The organism is Mesobacillus boroniphilus JCM 21738 (genome assembly GCF_000517385.1).
In the GTDB taxonomy this organism is placed as follows: Bacteria; Bacillota; Bacilli; order Bacillales; family Cytobacillaceae; genus Mesobacillus; species Mesobacillus boroniphilus.
Genome location: NZ_BAUW01000003.1, coordinates 89,610 through 105,033, shown reverse-complemented (window position 1 = coordinate 105,033; position 15,424 = coordinate 89,610). Strand labels below are relative to the sequence as shown.

The following is a 15,424-nucleotide window of genomic DNA, read 5'->3' as shown; positions in this document are numbered from 1 at the left end:
CCTAAACCTGTCACAATAATGGCTTTTTCTTGACAGCTTTTCCACGCTCGCCCCCTAACCTGTCACAATAACCGCTGTTTCCTTGCAATTCCTCTCTCGGCCCAAATCACAAATTCTCTTTTTAAAAGGATAATCTGCTGTTAATCTAGAACTTTATAAAGCAACTATTTTTACAGAGGTGAGCATGATGGAAATTCGACGATTAATTGGCGGGGATGCTGAAAGTTATCGAACCCTCCGCCATGAAGCATTACTTAAGAACCCTGTGGCGTTCAGCTCGAGTTACGAAGATGAGATGTACTATGAAGAGCAAGAATACAGGCAAAGGCTAGATAGTAAATTCACATACACTTTCGGAGCATTCAACGAGAGGCAACTTGTTGGAGTTGTTACGCTTGTTCCTGAAGGCAAAGTTAAATTAAAGCACCGTGCGAATATTTTTGCCATGTACGTGACTCCTTCACAGCGCGGTCATGGCACTGGAAGGCTTTTAATGAAGAAGGCAATTCAACAGGCGGCTGAGTTAACAAGTGTAGAGCAGATTTACCTGACGGTGAACGCCAGCAATGAGCCAGCGAAAAAACTGTATGCTTCTCTTGGCTTTGAAACTTATGGAGCAGATAAAAAAGCCATGGTGATTAATGGAACCTATCATGATGAAGATTTGATGGTATTATTTTTAGAGAAGGCCTGAATTGGCCTTTTTTTCATGTTTATTTTTTGCTGAAAAAGGAAGTAGGTAAAGGATGAGTCTTTTATTGAAAGGAGATTGTCCATGTTTTTAGACGCTTATGTTAATCAAAAGGTACAGGTAAAGCTGAAAAATTTTCCTGAGAGCATGATTGGGGATGTTACGGGAATCTACCAGCCAGATGAATGGTATCTTGTAAAAATAGTACATGCGGAGAATATGGGGATTTGGGTTGAGAACCCTTGCTATAAGCGGACTCCCGTCCAGAAAGAAGATGGAACCGCCATTCCCGCCGAAGACCAGGTTGAAGAAACCTGCATCACCCACATGTTCCTGCGCTGGGATTATATCGCCTCTGTGATCACCTTCCCGGATGCAGATCCAACAGCTGATAAAAAAGCGAAGTTAATCGGGTTTCAGCCGGATCCTAACTAGTAAAGAAAGTAAAAAACGCTGCCGTTTAATAAATCGGCAGCGTTTTTCACTTTTTACTTATGAATCAATACTTTACCAACTGTTCCATCAGCACTTGAACCTAGAACACGGAATTTCAGGCCATATGATGTTACATTACGTCCAGCTTGAGGCAGGACTGGTGAAGTGTACTTAGAGCTATCATCGAAAATCGGTGTCCTTTGTGTTGCATTGTCTGTAAGGACCGAGCCAAATATTGACTTATAATCAAGATACATATTTTCAGACTTTCCTTGGTTGAACGCTGCATCATGGACTTGGTAACGAGAAGAAGCAAGTGCGCCATCGCTCCATCTATTAATGGTCTGATCAGCATCAACCACTCCAAGGAATCCGTCTCCTGGGTGAACTCCGGTCCAGTTATTATCGAATGCCTCATCGACGTACCATACAACAAGTCCGGAATCATAAGTCATCAGACTTGCACCACGGCGAATGTTCTTCAAGCCTTCATCAACACCATTGTGCGATCTCCACTCCAATAAGTAGTAATGCTTTGTCGAGGTTTTGCCTTCGTGCTTTTTAAAACCATGCATGGCAAATGTTGATTCACCCTCAGCACCATCGTTAACAAGCACGGCACCATCAGCAGTTACTTGCACATTGTCAACAAAGAAGCCATCCATGTTTGTGCCCCAGTCCGTCATATAACGGAATTGAAGCAGGACTTTTTGGCCAGCATATTCACTCAAATCCACTGATTCGTGAATCCAGCCATTGCTAGACCCCGTGTACCCAGGAAGGTTCTCTTTGATAGCATCATATCCTTCTGAAACAATGTCAGAGTCTGTATTTGGTGTTGATAGAGACTTCCATGTAGCTCCATTATCTGTGGAAACCTGAACCATTGCATAATCCCAATTATCTTCGATTTGATACCAGGCATCATACTCGAGCGCAGCTTTGGCAGCGTTCGTTAAGTCCACTTCAGTGACCATCTGGTGATCGATTTCATCGCCATTGCCACCGTAATACTCCCATGAACCTGCAGCCGGCTTGTTGATGACTCTTTCCTTATTCGGAAGATCAACTTTTACTGCATCGTTATTTGTTCCTTTGGAGTTTGCCTGGTCAAGCAATACTTCAGTGCCTTTTTTCGTCACTTCATCCGCATTGACAGCTGTTCCAGTCAGCCAGTTGCTTCCAGGCATTGATGCTTGCAGGAATTCTCTGGCGTATGGACTGAATCCAGTCGGTTCTGTTCCTGGAACCTTCCCTGCCCAGCTTCCCGATGACATGATCGACCAGTATGCAACAGGCTCACCTGCAGAGCTGCTGTAAATGGTGTCATATTCGTCTGGTAGTCCAAGGTCATGACCGTATTCGTGAGCGAATACACCTGCAGCGCCATCAGCTGGTTCGATTGTGTAATCGTAAGCATACATAGTACCTACGCCCCAGTAATCCACTTCAGGTGTTGGCGATCCAGTAATAGAAGCAACTCCACCAAGATTCCAGCGGTGGGACCAGATTGCATCTCCTCCAAGAGATCCGCCGCCTGCTTCCTCACCCACTGAAGAGTGGACGACCATCAAATGGTCGATCAAACCATCTGGTTCACGGTAGTTACCGTCGCCATCAAGGTCATAGCGGTCTTCTTTATCATAATCCAGGAGATTGACTTCTGGATCCTGAGCAGCTGCCAGTAATGCTTCATAGACTAAACTGCGTGGTTTTGAATCGTTATCTGATGCATTATTGCCGCCATAGTATGCAGCAGGATTCTTTGCTTTGTACCATCCAGCCACCTGGCCCTGAATGGAATAGCTGCCGCCGGATTGCTGTTCATAGTATTGCTTTACAGAGATTAAATTCTCTCCTTTTGGTCCTTTATAACCGTTGTCACCGAAAATCATATCCGTATAGTGTTCTTTTAAGTATTCATCATAAAACATATCCGTTTCGCCAGGCTGGATATTTGTCGCAGGGAAATCTGGATATTCAATTAATAGTACAAGAACATTATCTTTTCGCTGACTGCCATCCCAGGCTTCTTCCTTTACCGGATCAACGCTTGTCCCTTTTGTTTGCCCAACTTTATTCCCTTTACCGTTAACCAGGCCGGTTGTGTTCAGCTTTTCCTTTAGGGAACTGCCTAATTCCTTCTCATGTCCATGAAGCTCACCAGGCTCCTTAGATGAGCCCGATGCTCTGTTCTGCAAGTACTTCTGCAATGCTTTCTCTGCAACTGACGGTGATGCATCCTTGGCAATCTTTCCTTCTTTCTTCAGCATTTCTATCAATCTCTCATCGTTAGCGATGCCTAAATCGATCGGTGCTCCTCCATGGGCCTGATAACTTGCTTTTTCTACTGCATTGACTTTAGCTGGTCCAGCAGACGCGAATGATAGCGTGCTCGCAAGCATTGCGGTCATCGTAATGCTTGATAGGACCTTAAGACCTAAATTTTTCTTCAAATTCCTACCCCTCTCCTTGAATAGATTTCAGAATATTTAGTGCAATATTATTTTAGCAAGTAAACTTTAAATTTACAATATTTTAAATTATCAAATCATTCAATTAAATTCGTATGTATTTTCCAAATACCACTAAAATCCCCCTTGGAAAGTACTATATTTCGACATATTAAAATTTAGACCTACTAAACTATTTAATTTGTACAATAATTTGTATAATGGAAGGAAAGAACTATTAAACTTGGAGGTTCCCTATGATAAAGGTAGGAGTGATTGGCCTGGGTGCAATTGGCCAGCGTCTGATAAAAGGTTTTCAAGAACACCCAGAGATGGAAATCGCGGCTGTGTGTGACGCAATGGAATCACGAGCGTATGAAACGGCAGCCGAACTTGGCGGGATTCCGGCATTCACGAATCATCAGAAAATGCTTGAGAAGACGCAATTAGATCTTGTCTATGTCGCTGTTCCCCCTAAGTTCCACCTTGCTGTTGCATCAGATGTCCTCGTGAAAGGAATACATATTTTGTGTGAAAAGCCGCTGGCAAACTCGGTAGAGGAAGCTAAAAGTCTATTGAAACAGGCGCAGGATGCAGGTGTGGTACATGCGATGAACTTTCCGCTGAACTACAGTGCTGGCAGCAAGACTTTTGAAAAATTAATCAAGGAAAACTATGTTGGCAAGCTGAGAAGAGTCCAATTGAAGATGCATTTCCCACAATGGCCGCGCCCATGGCAGCAGAATGCGTGGGTTGCGAGCAAGGAACAGGGTGGTTATGTTCTTGAGGTTGGGGTCCATTTCATCCAGCAGCTGCAAAAGATTTTCGGACCGGTAGAGGTGAAGGATGTTCAAATTCAATTCCCTGAAGACCCGCACGCTAGTGAAAATGCGATTCTGGCTATTCTGGAGCTATCGGACGGTACTCTTGTACTGATTGATGGCATGAGCCAGATTGCCGGCAAGGAGGAAATTGCCTTCACAGCCTATGGTGACGAAGGAACTTTATCACTTTTAAACTGGGGACAGCTTGAAGGGTGCAAGCTTGGTGAGGAGATTGGTCCTTTGGAAGCCGACGAGAGCCTGACAGATTCATTGGTTGATAATCTTGTAAAAGCGATCAAAGGTGAAGAAGCGACAATCATTGATTTCGCCGCCGGTTATGAGGCACAGGGTATATTGGAGCAACTCAGGAAAGGTTGAGAGCGCAGGATATGCGCTCTTTTTTTTAGTTACGATTGCGTGACATTCATTCAGCAAAAATAGTCCAGTTCACCAGTTTTTTCCTCTTTTAGGCAGTAGCCCATCACTCTCCGCATTCACCTACATATTTTATAGAGAATTTTATTCCCAGGCTAAAACTAAGGAGTGTGCCCATATGTATCCGAATCACTATGCTTACAGTCCGCATCAATTTGACCCCTATACTCATTATGATTTCAACTATTACGCGCAACAGCAGGAACCACTTGATCACGCAAGGCAGCCGGCTCTTGAACGAAGAGTCAGTCAGCTTGAACGGCAAATCCAGGTTCAAAAAACAGAGCTGGATAGACAGAATAAAGAGATTGGCCGGCAAAACAGGGAGATTGCAAGGCTTAACAGGGAAATTGGACGGCTTAATAATGAGGTTACCCGCTTAAATCAAAACGACGAGCGACACACGCGCCGTTTAAATCGATTGAACCAAAGACTCCGGACAGTTGAAAACCGTTTGAATTTTTCATTCCAAGCCTCCGATGGAGATTTCTAATAAGAAAAGCGCAAGCGCCTTGTTTAGCCCCGACAAGCGCTGGAGGGCCTGACAGTGAAGTCGTTCTTTGACTTCATTGGCAGGACCGAAGCGACTCGAGGGGCTAGGCGCTGGAGCCAGACAATTCTCGAAGTGAAGATTTATACTTTCTTATCTGGTAACAAAACAGGACCGAATCCGATTCGGTCCTTTGTATATTTTTCCAAATAAAAGAGAAGATAAATTAAAAATAATCTTAATTTTAGTTGGATGAATTGTGCTACTATAGAAAAGTAACACTTATTTAAATTGCGTGAGCTGAATGCTTACTTTAGGAGTCAAAAGATGAAAAAAAAGCAATATGTCCTGACCTTTTTCATACTTAGCATTACCTGGATTTTCGGAACAAATTACCTGCTGAAATTATACGCTCCTTCAGAATTCGTTGCCATTATCGAACATACTAAGGAAGTCCTTTATGTTTTGTTGGCAGGATGGTTTTTCTATTTTTTCATCTCGAAGATGGAGGAATTGAGTGCGTCAAAAGAAGAAGAAGCGCGGCTGTCCACGCTGATCAATTCAATGGTCGATTTCGTCAACTTCAAGGATGGAGAAGGCCGATGGATTCAGGCCAATAATTTTGGTTTGAAACTGTTTGATATTGAAAACGTTGACTATAGAGGAAAGAAAGACTCTGAGCTTGCGGAATACAGCAATTATTTCAGCGATGCCTTGAGGTATTGTGAGATTTCCGATGAAGAAGCATGGAAAGCAGGCGGAATCATCCGTGTCGAGGAAGTGCTTCCACAGCCGGACGGAACTACCAAGACGTTTGATACAATTAAAGTGCCGCTTTTCAATGAGGACGGCAGCCGGCAAGGTCTTGTCATAATGGGCCGGGATATTACTGAACGCAAATACGTTGAAACTCTTCTTGAAGAGAGCAGGCAGCAATACCGTTCATTATTTGAGTATAGTCCTGATATTGTTTCGATGCTCGACTTGAATGGGACGATCACAAATCTTAATCCACAGTTTGAGAGAATCACTGGTTATAGCAGGGACGAGTATATCGGAAAAAACCTGGCAGCTTTAATTCCGGATTCCCACAGGCAGATTGTTTTAGATAAGGTTGCAAATGTGGTGGAAAATCACTGCCCACAAATGTTTGAACTGGAGTTACAGCATAAAAACGGTAAGCCACTCATTTTCCAGAGCACTTCCCTGCCGATTATTGTGAATGATAAAATTGCGGGAATAATCTGCAACTCCAGGGACGTTACGGAGCTTCGCCAAACTGAGGAGCGTTTGCGAAGAACGGACAAGCTGTCTGTAGTCGGTGAGCTGTCAGCGAGCGTCGCCCACGAAATCCGCAATCCGCTTACCTCTTTAAAGGGACTTGTCCAGCTATTGCAGATGGAGGATGAGAAGCATCAGCTATACTACCAGATCATGATTGATGAACTGAACAGGATTAACCATATCGTCAGCGAATTGTTATTATTGGCCAAGCCGCAGCAAATTAAATACACAGAAGCAGATTTGCAGGTTATTTTACATGATGTCATCTCGCTTTTAAAATCAGAAGCGAGCCTGTATAATATCCAAATCGAGTTCCAGGTACAAAGTGAGCCTGTCATGATTGAATGCGAGCCGAATCAGCTGAAGCAGTTGTTCATCAACATTTTAAAGAATGCAATTGAAGCATCTTCAGCGGGGGATGCCGTCAACATCACACTCGAGAGCTTTGATAACAATGTTACAGTTGTGGTTAAGGACCAGGGTGTAGGGATATCAAAAGAGCTGCTCGAAAGAATTGGTGAACCTTTTTATTCTTCCAAAGAAAAAGGTACCGGACTCGGAATGACTGTCAGCTTTAAAATTGTCCAATCCCATAATGGCACAATCAAGTTTAGAAGTGAGCCTGATAAAGGTACAGACGTAATCGTTCAATTGCCAATCAAGCACGCGGATAAAATGAAAAGAGTCGAAACATCTGTGAACTAAAAACGCGAAAGGATCAGTCCTTTCGCGTTTTTTTAATCCTCATCTTTAATATCGATATCCTCGGGCACCGGTTCATTCATGATTTCTTCAACAAGTGTTTTATATTTCTCCATCTGTTTCATATGCGTGTTGAATTGATCTTTGTATATCAAATAATCGTCGCCATCGTGAATGGCCCTTATTTTCCGTTGAAAAATCATCTTTTCTACTTTCGATTCCGGGATCGATAAGTATTCTGCTGCTTCTTTTACTGTTAAATACACCTTGGTTCAGTCCTTTTTCTTATTTTCAGCACCAAGCCTGTCAACCAGCTTTTCTGCTGTCCTTCTGTAAAAATTACTTATATTAATGAGTGAAGCAATCAATAATACCGTTTCGAGTTCCTCTGGTTCATCTGCTTCCAGCCTCTTCACTTCCTGTCTAACATCTTGCTCGGTCTTCAGAACATCCTCGCTGAAGATTTCAACGTTTTTTTCATAAAGCTTTAAATAACTTTGATAAAAATGGCCAAGTGGAATATCCCCCGACTCTGTCTTCTGGTTAACCCCTTCGAGAGTCTGCTTGATATCCTGGATCGACAAACCGCCTTTCAGCTGATAAATCAAACTGATCAGAATCATGTGCTCCCTGGAATACTTTTTATTTTTTATGGGAAAGAACAACTTGCCCTTTGCGTAGTTGTTGATCATCGTTTTCGTCAGGACTTTTTCATCCTCATTCCGTGTCCAGCTTCCAAAATTCTTTTCGAATAGCTGGATTACCTGGTCCATGTACAGGTCGATTTCCGGGATGTCTTCCAGTGCGATATTATTTTCAAGTTTAAGCTCAGCCAGCGACTGTTCTAAATTATTCAATAGTAATCCCTCATGTTTTTATTTTATTATAATGCAAAAAACACAATCGTAAACATTGACTATGTATCGTTATGCATATATTATTATAAGTAGTTATTAACACTACATAAAGTGATATGGGGGTAAAAAATGAACAGTTACATCCGCGAACCAATTAATGGCCTGACCCATCTTGCCGGTGCTTTACTATCCTTTGCAGGTCTGCTTGCACTCGTCATCAAAGCTTCGCTTACCACAGGCTCACCGCTGGCTATTACTTCTGTCACGATTTTTGGCATCAGCATGATCTTGCTGTATACGGCTTCGGCCACCTACCATATGGTCATCAGCAAAGATAGCGTGATCGCCTTCCTTAGAAAAATTGACCATTCCATGATTTTTGTTTTGATTGCCGGAACCTATACGCCTTTTTGCCTGATCAGCCTCAATGGAGTCACTGGCTGGACTTTGTTCGGCATCATTACTTTCGCTGCTTTGTGCGGAATCCTCTTTAAGATGATTTGGTTCAGAAGTCCAAGATGGCTGTCTACATCTATTTATATTGTCATGGGCTGGATGGTTATTTTTGTCGTCTCTCCCCTCTCATCCGTCCTAAACCCTGCCGGAATCTTCTGGCTGGTTGCTGGGGGAATCATGTACACAATCGGCGGCGTCATTTATGCGTTGAAGCCTGATTTCCTTCGCTTCAAGCATCTCGGTTTCCATGAGATTTTCCACATTTTCATCATGCTCGGGAGCCTTTCCCATTTCCTGAGCGTTTACTTGTATGTTCTTTAAAAATCCAAATGGTGCCTCGTCAAAACGAGGCACCATTTTTAATAAAACATTCTTCTTCTTTGTTTTTGCGCAGGCTGGTACTTCCGCATCGGACCATAATCCAATACTTCCTTCAAATAATAATCACCATTTGGATTTTGCTGTTTTAGCAACTCCGTCAAATATGTAATGTCATCCATCGCCCGGTGCGTCTGGAATTTCGAAATGTTATGAGCCTGCAGTAATGTCAGCAGCTTGCTGTTCGGGAAGCCGTGGTTCTTCCATTGAACATTCTTCATCGTGCAATACCATTTCATCTCGTTGACTTCTGGATACATCCTGAATAAAAAGCTTCTGTCGAACGAGGCATTATGGGCAAAGATCGCATCGGTGCGATTGAAATAATCGATTATTTTTCATCGTAAAATGTCTTCCCACGAACCAGATCATAAGAAATCCCATGAATCCGGTACGCTCTGTCATAATTTCTCTGCGCAGTTGTCGACAGCGGCTCTCTTAAATAAGAATCTTCATCAAGAATGTCTATTATTTCTCCTGATTCCTCATGAAAGGAAAATAGCTTCACAGCCAATTCTATTATTTCATCTGAATCCGGACCTAATCCAGTTGTCTCTACGTCCACTACCAATCCAAGCTTGTTCTCTTTGTTCAAAAATGTCACCCTTTTCAGCTGGAATATATGATTCTATCATTTATCATATAGCAGGAATTCACCCATTTCCAGCTAAAGACATACGTAAGAAACTATTTCCAAATCAAAGCTTGCTAGTCATCTCAATACTTCTACCAGCATTCTTCAGAAAAATTTTCAAAAGAACAAAGCCTAATGTCGCCCCAGCCAGTGAGCTTGCAAGGAATGCGGGAATGAATCCGAATACAGCTGCCTCCTGGCCAAGAAAAAGTACTGCGATTGGATAGCTGGCAATTGCACCGATGATTCCGGTGCCAACTACCTCTCCGGCAAAAGCGAAACCCATTTTCTTCGTTTTTTTATAAAAATATGCAGCCAGGAGTGCACCAATCATGCTCCCCGGAAAAGCAAAGACTGAACCAGTCCCCATCAAATTCCTCAGCAGTGATACGCCAAAAGCCTGGGCTATCGCGTAATATGGTCCAAGCAGCACGGCAGACAATATATTGATTAAATGCTGCACAGGAAACACCTTCACAATACCAAGCGGGATAAACAACATATGGCTGGTCAATGTACCGATGGCTACCATCATCGCAGTAAGTGTAAGCTTTTGTGTGTTTCTCATTTTACCCTCCATTTGTGAATAATTTTGCCTCTCAATTTTGCGGCTGCTTCCCTGACGTCATCTGCTTGGCTGATCGCCGTAATCACGGAAACTCCATCGGCTCCAGCTTCCATCACGAGCGAAGCGTTCTCAGCGGTAATTCCTCCGATACCGACAATCGGAACCTCAAAATCTTTTAACTCCTCGATAAGTGCAGTTCCCCGAACATCTCTTGTATCCTTCTTTGTTTCTGTTGGAAAAATCGGGCCAACGCCAAAATAATCAGCACCTGCAAGCTTTGCCTTTTCAGCTTCTTTTAGAGAGTGTACAGATACTCCAAGAATTTTATCGCCGATTTGTTCGCGAACCAGTGATGCATCCTCATCCTCCTGGCCAATATGGACGCCGTCCGCATTGAGCTCTAGTGCCAGTTCGATATCATCGTTCACAATAAACGGTATGCCGTTATCCCTGCAGATTCTTTGCAGCCTTTTGCCCAGCTCCAGCTTTTCGTGATCATCAAGACAACCTTCTCCTTTTTCACGATACTGAAAAAGAGTGATTCCTCCGCGAATCGCCTCTTCCAGCACTACTCGGGGATCCTCCAGGCAATTCGTGCTGCCGGCGATAAAATACACCTTAAGCAAGCTTCTCATTTTACCAGGACTTATCTTTGCCATGTCGCAATACTTCCTTTCTCCCTGTTAAAAGCCCAGTGGTTTGTTGGGCCGTGGCCGTGGCCAATATTCAGCGGGTTTGCGATGGCGGCATGGATGAACTCCTTCGCTACAGATATCGCGTCATATACAGATAAACCTTTGCAAGCTGTGCAGTGATCGCAGCGGAAAAAGTGCAGCCAGTTCCGTGAGTATTCTTCGTTTCAATTCTCGGAACAGAGAAGAACTCAAAGTCTGCACCATTAAAAAGGAGATCAACAGCCTCATTTGTATTTACATCATGACCTCCTTTTATGACGATGTTTTTTGCTCCAAGGGCATGGATGCGTCTGGCTGCTTCCTTTTTGTCATCTGGACTGTGAATCGTCATCCTTGTCAGCACTTCTGCTTCGGGTATATTCGGTGTGATCACGAAGCAAAGCGGCAGCAAATGATTTTTCAAAGCCGAAACAGCTTCCTGCTGGAGCAATGGAGCCCCTCCTTTCGCAATCATGACCGGATCGACAACCACCTTATCCCAGGCGAAACGCTTTATTTTTTCAGCAACAGTCTCAATGATTTCTGCGTTGAAAAGCATTCCAGTTTTCAAAGCATCCACCCCTATATCTTCTCCGACAGATTGAATTTGCTCAGCGACCACCTCTGCCTCCATCGGAAAGACTCCCTGGACCCCAAGCGTATTTTGCGCCGTTACAGCAGTCAGCGCAGACATCCCGAACACTTTCAGTTCCTGAAAGGTTTTTAAATCCGCCTGGATGCCAGCACCGCCGCCGCTGTCCGAGCCCGCAATTGTTAAAGCTTTTTCCATATCAATCGACCTCCTTTTGAGTAAAAGACATTTTCTCAATCAGATCGTTTCCACCAATTAGGTAGAGCTGGTTTAAAAATTCTATTTGAAATCTTCCCGGACCCTGATTAGCACAAATATCAGCAGCAATTTCCGCCGCCACTCCATAAATGGTTACTGCAGCTGCTGCGGCCTTAAGCGTATTTTTTTCAACAGCAGTGAAGGCGCCGATTACGGAAGTCAGCAAACAGCCGGTGCCTGTCACTTTTGTTAGCATTGGGTGTCCATTGTGGACAATAAATGCAGTATGTCCGTCTGTAATAATGTCGTCTTTACCAGTGAGGACAACAACCGTCTTCAATTTTTTCGCGGCCGATACAGCAAGCTCGAACACATCCCCATTTGATTCACCTGCATCTACTCCACGTATACTCCAATGCTCCCCGGCAACATTGGCAATCTCGGATGCATTCCCTCTAATAATGGCAATCTCCAATTCTTCCATTAGCCTTCTTGCTGTTTCGGTGCGATACTGGGTCGCGCCCGCACCCACCGGGTCCAGGATAACCGGTACTCCATGCTCGTTCGCCGCCTTGCCGGCTATCAGCATCGACTCAACTACCTCGTGTCTCAGCGTTCCAATATTGAGGACAAGACTTCCCGCCATCCTCGCCATTTCGGCAACTTCCTCTTGAGCATAGGCCATTACCGGGGAAGCCCCCAGAGCCAGCAATCCATTAGCAGTGAAATTGGTCACCACCACATTGGTGATGTTATGTACGAGCGGGTTCTCCATGCGGACTCTGTCCAGCAGTATAGCAATCTCTTTCTTTTTCATTCTGTAACCTCCTTGAAAAAATAAAAAAGCCAGATCCATATAAGTGGACCTGGCTTAGAAGCAAAGTAAGAAAACATCTCTCACACTACTTTCCTACGCTGGTATTACCCAGATCAGGTCCGAAGGGTTAAAAGACTTAACGTCTTTCTCTCAGCCCGTGACAGGGCACCCCTAGTAGTACATCGAATATTCAATTATTTTCATCCTAACCTTAACTATTATTTATGTAAAGAAATAACATCCTATTCTGCTATTTTTCTTTTTTTAGCAAATCTTTAATTTCTTTGAGCAGCTCATATTGCTTCTCCTGTTTTTCCATGATTCTGTCAGCCAATTTTTGCAGTGTGATCGTAATGAACCAGAGCGACAGAATCAGAACAATAATTACGCCAACATCAATCATCATTAGTTTTTTTCCCCTCAGTAATATCATCAAATGGAGTATAGTTGTTGCTAGGCAATTTTCCGGATGTGATTATTTTATAAATTGAATAAAACACGACAGATAGAACAATGGCGGTTAATATATATCCCATAATTACCCAGCCTCCTTTTTACCATTATACCTTAAAAATTGAATTTTGAAATTCCTTTAAAATGGCGTTTCTGATGTTCTATGCTAATATGAAAATATACATAGGAATGGGAGTTGAAAGGAAATGAAGAACGAGATCATTGAAAGATTCACATCATATGTAAAAGTGGACACACAGTCTAATGAAAGCAGTGAAACCACTCCATCCACAGAAGGCCAGCTTACCCTTGCCAACATGCTTGTTGAGGAGTTAAAAACGATTGGAATGGAAGAAGTGACGATTGACGGGAACGGCTATGTGATGGCGACACTTCCTGCCAATACCGATAAAGAAGTCCCAACTATTGGCTTCCTTGCACACGTCGATACAGCAACTGATTTTACCGGCAAAAATGTCAATCCACAGGTTGTGGAAAACTTCGACGGCAACCAGATTATCCTTAATGAGGAACAAAATATCATTCTTTCTCCGGCCGATTTTCCTGAGCTTCCCCAGTATAAAGGCCACACATTGATTACGACCGATGGCACGACTCTTCTTGGCGCGGATAACAAGGCTGGAATTGCTGAAATCATGACGGCAATGGCTTATTTGATCCAGCACCCGGAAATCAAACATGGTAAAATCCGTGTCGCGTTCACACCAGATGAGGAAATTGGCAGAGGACCGCATAAGTTCGACGTTGAAGCATTCAATGCGAAATTTGCTTATACTGTTGACGGCGGACCGCTTGGCGAACTGGAGTATGAAAGCTTTAACGCAGCAAGCGCCAAGGTGACCTTTAAAGGTAAAAACGTTCACCCTGGCACGGCAAAAGGAAAAATGGTGAACTCAGCGAAGAGTGCGATGGAGTTCAACAGCAAGCTTCCAGCTGAAGAAGCACCTGAGCATACGGAAGGATATGAAGGCTTTTTCCACCTCAGCTCCATTGAAGGTGATGTTGAGGAAACGACACTTCACTATATCATCCGTGACTTCGACCGTAACAGCTTCCAGTCGAGGAAGGATTTAATGCAGAAGATCACCAATGAATTGAGGCTGACATACGGCGAGACCCGTGTTGAGCTTGAAATGAACGATCAGTACTACAACATGAAGGATAAAATCGAGCCGGTAAAACAAATTGTCGACATCGCTTACGAGGCGATGGAAAACCTCGGCATCAAGCCGATCGTCAAACCAATCCGCGGCGGCACAGATGGCTCGCAGCTGAGCTATATGGGACTGCCGACACCGAATATTTTTACAGGCGGTGAGAATTTCCATGGAAGGTTTGAATATATATCAGTGGATAATATGCTTAAATCCGTTGAAACCATTGTAGAGATTGCGAAACTTTATGAAGCGAAAGCTTAACAAATAACAACAAGAAGCCAGATTCCAGACTGTGAACGGAATCTGGCTTTTTTTCATGAGCGACTTAACTCAAAATCCGCCTCAGGTCCTATCCAGATTTAAATCGGAGGTGCATTGGGAATAAGAATGGTTTGCCTTATTCTGAATATAGAATGAGATTGAGAGGAGTTTTTTAAATGAAACGGATTTTGGTTATTTTCCTGTTGATTACAGGGGCTTATATTGGTTGGAATTATATGTTTGATGGCAGTGGAGTTAACTTTGCCAAGGCGGAAGACGCAGTGAAGGTGAGCAATCAAACAGAAAATATCTCGATTGATATCTCCAGTGTCGAGACGATGATCGTGCCAGAAGACCGGGATGATGTTCGTGCCGAGCTGAATGGCAAAGGTACGGTAAAAGTTGATATGCATGGCGATGAGATACTAGTTGAGGTCAAACGCAAAGGCTTCTTCTGGTTCAACTGGTTTGAAATGGACAAAACAACGCTCACAGTTTATATTCCTGAAGACTATGAAAAGAACATGGCAATCGAGCTTGGTTCTGGCGATGTAGTATTCAAAGGGCATTCCAGTGATTCTCCGATGAAGCTTAAGAATCTTGCGATTGATATCGGATCTGGCAGCATGGTTTTGGAAAACCTGGATGTTGAGACACTTGAACACCAAAGTTCATCAGGAGAAGCTGAATTCAACTCAATTGCTGCGGGGTCTGGTTCATTTGAAGTCAGCTCTGGAAGCGTCCATGTCAAAAACTATTCTGGCAAGCTTGAGGCAGATGTGTCATCGGGTGAGCTCGAAATCCAGATGGATTCATTGACTGATGATGTGAACTTAAATGTAAGTTCAGGCGATATCGAGCTGGATTTGCCAGATGATGCTAATTTTACGTTGAACGGAAAAATAAGCAGCGGTGGCATATCGAGTCAATTCTCGCTTGAAAACCAAGAAGAATCCGATAACCACCTCCGCGGCAAACACGGAAGCGGGAAATACGAAATCAACGCTGATGTATCAAGCGGCGATATTGAAATCTTTTAAAATA

The 15,424-nt window shown here is 43.5% G+C and carries 19 protein-coding genes, 1 pseudogene and 1 riboswitch; of the genes and pseudogenes, 9 read left to right on the top strand and 11 right to left on the bottom strand.

Translation table 11 applies throughout. The features are described from left to right. Nucleotides 1-184 precede the first annotated feature (184 nt). Nucleotides 185-694 (top strand): GNAT family N-acetyltransferase, encoded by a 510-nt coding sequence (locus JCM21738_RS02190; protein ID WP_369385597.1) that lies wholly within the window; start codon nucleotides 185-187, stop codon nucleotides 692-694. Between the two features lie 81 nt (nucleotides 695-775). After that, nucleotides 776-1,126 carry a hypothetical protein gene (locus JCM21738_RS02185; protein ID WP_023625626.1) on the top strand — a complete coding sequence of 117 codons (351 nt, stop codon included), beginning with the start codon at nucleotides 776-778 and terminating at the stop codon, nucleotides 1,124-1,126. Nucleotides 1,127-1,179: 53 nt separating this feature from the next. Here JCM21738_RS02185 and JCM21738_RS02180 read toward each other — a convergent pair whose 3' ends face one another. After that, on the bottom strand, nucleotides 1,180-3,540 hold the full coding sequence (locus JCM21738_RS02180) for an immune inhibitor A domain-containing protein (RefSeq protein WP_034331206.1): 2,361 nt from the start codon (nucleotides 3,538-3,540) through the stop codon (nucleotides 1,180-1,182). Nucleotides 3,541-3,836: 296 nt separating this feature from the next. Between JCM21738_RS02180 and JCM21738_RS02175 the strand changes: the two genes are divergently transcribed. From JCM21738_RS02175 to JCM21738_RS02165, 4 genes are all read left to right on the top strand, one after another. Beyond that, nucleotides 3,837-4,781 carry a Gfo/Idh/MocA family protein gene (locus JCM21738_RS02175; RefSeq protein ID WP_023625628.1) on the top strand — a complete coding sequence of 315 codons (945 nt, stop codon included), beginning with the start codon at nucleotides 3,837-3,839 and terminating at the stop codon, nucleotides 4,779-4,781. Nucleotides 4,782-4,956: 175 nt separating this feature from the next. Next, complete coding sequence (locus tag JCM21738_RS02170) at nucleotides 4,957-5,331, top strand: hypothetical protein (RefSeq protein WP_023625629.1); 375 nt, start codon at nucleotides 4,957-4,959, stop codon at nucleotides 5,329-5,331. Nucleotides 5,332-5,385: 54 nt separating this feature from the next. Further along, a complete protein-coding gene (locus tag JCM21738_RS24105; RefSeq protein WP_156315495.1) occupies nucleotides 5,386-5,541 on the top strand; it encodes a hypothetical protein in 156 nt (51 codons plus the stop codon). 114 nt (nucleotides 5,542-5,655) lie between these two features. Beyond that, nucleotides 5,656-7,317, top strand: a complete 1,662-nt coding sequence (locus JCM21738_RS02165; RefSeq protein WP_023625630.1) for a PAS domain-containing sensor histidine kinase — start codon at nucleotides 5,656-5,658, stop codon at nucleotides 7,315-7,317. Nucleotides 7,318-7,349: 32 nt separating this feature from the next. On the opposite strand, the gene JCM21738_RS02160 is transcribed toward JCM21738_RS02165, so the two are convergent. Continuing rightward, entirely contained in the window at nucleotides 7,350-7,580 is a 231-nt protein-coding gene (locus JCM21738_RS02160; protein ID WP_023625631.1) for an excisionase family DNA-binding protein, read from the bottom strand. Nucleotides 7,581-7,586: 6 nt separating this feature from the next. Next, on the bottom strand, nucleotides 7,587-8,171 hold the full coding sequence (locus JCM21738_RS02155; RefSeq protein ID WP_023625632.1) for a DUF1836 domain-containing protein: 585 nt from the start codon (nucleotides 8,169-8,171) through the stop codon (nucleotides 7,587-7,589). A 129-nt stretch (nucleotides 8,172-8,300) separates the two neighbouring features. Here JCM21738_RS02155 and trhA point away from each other — a divergent pair, with 129 nt between their 5' ends. Further along, complete coding sequence (trhA, locus tag JCM21738_RS02150; protein ID WP_023625633.1) at nucleotides 8,301-8,948, top strand: PAQR family membrane homeostasis protein TrhA; 648 nt, start codon at nucleotides 8,301-8,303, stop codon at nucleotides 8,946-8,948. A gap of 38 nt (nucleotides 8,949-8,986) precedes the next feature. On the opposite strand, the gene JCM21738_RS25070 is transcribed toward trhA, so the two are convergent. The 8 genes and pseudogenes from JCM21738_RS25070 to JCM21738_RS27835 all read right to left on the bottom strand — a co-directional run bounded on the left by JCM21738_RS25070 (nucleotide 8,987) and on the right by JCM21738_RS27835 (nucleotide 13,024). Next, a complete protein-coding gene (locus JCM21738_RS25070) occupies nucleotides 8,987-9,265 on the bottom strand; it encodes a hypothetical protein (protein ID WP_369385596.1) in 279 nt (92 codons plus the stop codon). 71 nt (nucleotides 9,266-9,336) lie between these two features. Next, the gene (locus JCM21738_RS25065; protein ID WP_243462850.1) at nucleotides 9,337-9,600 is read right to left on the bottom strand and encodes an exonuclease domain-containing protein; all 264 of its coding nucleotides are present in this window, start codon (nucleotides 9,598-9,600) and stop codon (nucleotides 9,337-9,339) included. A gap of 103 nt (nucleotides 9,601-9,703) precedes the next feature. Beyond that, a complete protein-coding gene (gene thiW, locus JCM21738_RS02140) occupies nucleotides 9,704-10,207 on the bottom strand; it encodes an energy coupling factor transporter S component ThiW (protein WP_023625635.1) in 504 nt (167 codons plus the stop codon). Further along, a complete protein-coding gene (thiE, locus tag JCM21738_RS02135) occupies nucleotides 10,204-10,866 on the bottom strand; it encodes a thiamine phosphate synthase (protein ID WP_023625636.1) in 663 nt (220 codons plus the stop codon). Before thiE ends, thiW begins: the two co-directional genes overlap by 4 nt. Then, nucleotides 10,854-11,677 (bottom strand): annotated as a pseudogene (gene thiD / locus JCM21738_RS02130) (bifunctional hydroxymethylpyrimidine kinase/phosphomethylpyrimidine kinase). The gene thiE and the pseudogene thiD overlap by 13 nt, the downstream one beginning before the upstream one ends. Then, nucleotides 11,673-12,488, bottom strand: coding sequence for a hydroxyethylthiazole kinase (gene thiM / locus JCM21738_RS02125; protein ID WP_023625638.1), 816 nt, complete (start codon nucleotides 12,486-12,488; stop codon nucleotides 11,673-11,675). The pseudogene thiD and the gene thiM overlap by 5 nt, the downstream one beginning before the upstream one ends. Before the next feature lie 73 nt (nucleotides 12,489-12,561). After that, a riboswitch (TPP riboswitch) is annotated at nucleotides 12,562-12,671 on the bottom strand. Nucleotides 12,672-12,738: 67 nt separating this feature from the next. Next, nucleotides 12,739-12,894 carry a hypothetical protein gene (locus tag JCM21738_RS24680; protein ID WP_023625639.1) on the bottom strand — a complete coding sequence of 52 codons (156 nt, stop codon included), beginning with the start codon at nucleotides 12,892-12,894 and terminating at the stop codon, nucleotides 12,739-12,741. Then, nucleotides 12,884-13,024, bottom strand: coding sequence for a DUF3951 domain-containing protein (locus JCM21738_RS27835; protein ID WP_023625640.1), 141 nt, complete (start codon nucleotides 13,022-13,024; stop codon nucleotides 12,884-12,886). The genes JCM21738_RS24680 and JCM21738_RS27835 overlap by 11 nt, the downstream gene beginning before the upstream one ends. A 123-nt stretch (nucleotides 13,025-13,147) precedes the next feature. Here JCM21738_RS27835 and pepT point away from each other — a divergent pair, with 123 nt between their 5' ends. Beyond that, the gene (gene pepT, locus JCM21738_RS02120; RefSeq protein WP_023625641.1) at nucleotides 13,148-14,380 is read left to right on the top strand and encodes a peptidase T; all 1,233 of its coding nucleotides are present in this window, start codon (nucleotides 13,148-13,150) and stop codon (nucleotides 14,378-14,380) included. A 176-nt stretch (nucleotides 14,381-14,556) separates the two neighbouring features. After that, complete coding sequence (liaG, locus tag JCM21738_RS02115) at nucleotides 14,557-15,420, top strand: LiaG family protein (RefSeq protein WP_023625642.1); 864 nt, start codon at nucleotides 14,557-14,559, stop codon at nucleotides 15,418-15,420. Nucleotides 15,421-15,424: the final 4 nt, after the last annotated feature.